Below are 2,349 nucleotides of genomic sequence, written 5' to 3' on the forward strand. Positions count from 1 at the left end.
CTAATTAGTGAACGAATCAAAGATAATGAATTAATTGTACAGGATATTATTAAAAATGGTCATGAAATTGGCAACCACATGGTTAAAGATGAGAAAAGTATTTTGTTAACAAGAGAAGACTTTGAAGAAGAATTCTTAACAGCAGATAAAACATTGAATCAATTTTTATTGAATAATTCATCAAAGGTTAGGTGGTTTCGTCCAGGTGGAGGTTGGTATAATTCCAAAATATTAGATATCGTCAAAAAATATAATTATCAGACGGTTTTAGGTTCAATTTTTCCCTATGATACTCATATCCCATCTTCTGATTTTGCTAGTTATCAGATTTTAGCAAATTTACGGCCTGGTGCTATTATTGTGTTACATGATAGTGCTAAAGATGGTCACTCAGGAGAGTGGGGAGAAAGAACGAATAAAACCTTAAAAAAGATTCTTCCTGAGATTAAAAAAAGGGGTTATCGTATCGTTACGTTATCTGAAATGTTTTCTACTAATTAATATGAATAATGTTATTTTTCGTGCTGCTACTCCCGATGATTCCTTAGAAATTGCCCAGTTAACCATTATTGCAGGGGGAGGAATTTTTGAGTTTTTATTAGAAGATTTACTTAAAAATAATACCTTAGAAAATGTTTTAGCTTCAGAGATACAACAAGAAACAGGAACTTTATCTTATGTTAATACACAAGTAGCAGAATTAAACAATAAAATTATTGGTATTATTAAAAGTACCGACCCAAAAGAGCAAGTTGTTACTCCAGAAATGAAAGAGTTTTTATCAAAAAAAAAATTGAATTGGGTTAAACGATTTATTTTCTAGTATGATCAAAGAAGGTTTTTATATTAATACTTTAGCGGTTCATAAGGATTATAGAAAACAAGGGATAGGAACTCAACTAATAAATGAGGTTAAAAACCAAGCAAAAAAACAAAACATTTCTCTACTGACTTTAAACGTTTGGTCTGATAATATGACTGCTATTGAATTTTATAAACGTCAAGGTTTTTCAAGAATTTAAACAAGTTAAGATTGATTTTCATCCTCTGATGCCTCATTATGGTGGAATGAAATTAATGCAATGTATATTAACTGAATAATTCAACAGACTTAGATTTTTGTAAAGAAAATTAGATGTTGTTGGGGTAATATTTCTTCAGTTTTTTCCCAGGTTAATCCTACAAAATCCATTTCGTTTTTGACTTGTTTTTCAGTCATTTTATGTAAGGTTTTAATAGGAATTAAAGGGTTTTCACGACGATATTCTGCTAAAATAACTTTTCCCCCAGGGGGTAAAGATGTAACAATATTGTCCATCATTTCTCTAGGATATTCAAATTCGTGATAAGCATCTACCATCAAGACAATATCAACCATATTCTTAGGTAAATTAGGATTTTTTATAGTCCCTAAAATTGTTTCTATATTGTTAACTTCATTTTCTTTTTTGAAAAAATCAATAATATCTAACATTTCTGGTTGAATATCAACGGCGAAAACCTTACCATCCGGAACTAAGGAAGCAAGACGAAAGGAAAAATAGCCACTTCCTGCACCAATATCCGCAATAGTATCTGTGGGTTTTATGTTTAATACTTCAAGAAGTTTTTGGGGGTTTTCTTGTTGTTCTCTACTCGGTCTTTCTAACCATAAAAATTCTTGATGTCCCATTACTTTAGCAATTTCTCGGCCTAAATAAAATTTTCCAATTCCATCTCGACTATGTAAAGCATGATAGTCATAATAAGGACTGCTATTCTTTTCAGAGATAATAGAAGCATCGTAAGTCAAAAATTGACTACCTAAGAGAAGAAAAGCCACTAACAAGGTTAAACTAAAGAGCAAGATTTTTAAAGGCTTCATAAAGTTTTTAGTATTGCTTAAAAAATAATTAGTTATAATTAGATTATAGCTTAACATGAAACTAACAGAAATTTTCGTGATCAATGTTTGAAAGATTTTGAATTAAAGAGGACTTAAAATAATGAATAAACTATTTTGGGGTGTTTCGATTGGTTTAATGAGTGTTTCGGCTGGTTTATCTCCTATCATTGCCCAAGAAAATCAATCATCGATTAGTTATTTTAGTCGTTCTCCTCGTCTTGTTGATGTGATGACAACTTATCGAGGTGCGAGGGTTGGTAGTCCCAGATATTACTATACTATTGAGTTACCCAATGAAAGTGGAGAAGCTTTAAAAACAATCACCATTAATAAGCGTCAAGGATTTGAAGAAATTGACTATTATCCTAAAGACACCATTGCCTTTCAAGGAACACCAAATCATCGAGATAACCCTTTAACTATTGAAGAAACGACTTGGGATAAAACCACAGAAACCATGACCA

5 protein-coding genes are annotated in these 2,349 nt (G+C 31.2%); 4 read left to right on the top strand and 1 reads right to left on the bottom strand.

Features of this window, described 5'->3' with window-relative positions:
* From C4E06_RS10715 to C4E06_RS10725, 3 genes are all read left to right on the top strand, one after another.
* Window positions 1–501, top strand: a 501-nt coding sequence (locus C4E06_RS10715) for a polysaccharide deacetylase family protein (RefSeq protein ID WP_107668046.1), incomplete at its 5' end; no start/stop codon positions are given.
* Window position 502: 1 nt separating this feature from the next.
* Complete coding sequence (locus C4E06_RS10720; protein WP_107668047.1) at window positions 503–823, top strand: hypothetical protein; 321 nt, start codon at window positions 503–505, stop codon at window positions 821–823.
* 1 nt (window position 824) lies between these two features.
* The gene (locus tag C4E06_RS10725) at window positions 825–1,022 is read left to right on the top strand and encodes an N-acetyltransferase (RefSeq protein WP_107668048.1); all 198 of its coding nucleotides are present in this window, start codon (window positions 825–827) and stop codon (window positions 1,020–1,022) included.
* An 89-nt stretch (window positions 1,023–1,111) separates the two neighbouring features.
* Here C4E06_RS10725 and C4E06_RS10730 read toward each other — a convergent pair whose 3' ends face one another.
* Window positions 1,112–1,864 (bottom strand): class I SAM-dependent methyltransferase, encoded by a 753-nt coding sequence (locus tag C4E06_RS10730; protein WP_107668049.1) that lies wholly within the window; start codon window positions 1,862–1,864, stop codon window positions 1,112–1,114.
* A gap of 121 nt (window positions 1,865–1,985) precedes the next feature.
* Here C4E06_RS10730 and C4E06_RS10735 point away from each other — a divergent pair.
* Window positions 1,986–2,349, top strand: a 364-nt coding sequence (locus C4E06_RS10735; RefSeq protein ID WP_157951144.1) for a DUF2808 domain-containing protein, incomplete at its 3' end; no start/stop codon positions are given.

Source organism: Cyanothece sp. BG0011, from assembly GCF_003013815.1.
In the GTDB taxonomy this organism is placed as follows: Bacteria; Cyanobacteriota; Cyanobacteriia; order Cyanobacteriales; family Microcystaceae; genus Crocosphaera.

Coding starts and splice junctions, on each gene's coding strand:
- C4E06_RS10720 (WP_107668047.1), top strand. CDS start 503: ATGAATAATGTTATTTTTCGTGCTGCTACTCCCGATGATTCCTTAGAA.
- C4E06_RS10725 (WP_107668048.1), top strand. CDS start 825: ATGATCAAAGAAGGTTTTTATATTAATACTTTAGCGGTTCATAAGGAT.
- C4E06_RS10730 (WP_107668049.1), bottom strand. CDS start 1,864: ATGAAGCCTTTAAAAATCTTGCTCTTTAGTTTAACCTTGTTAGTGGCT.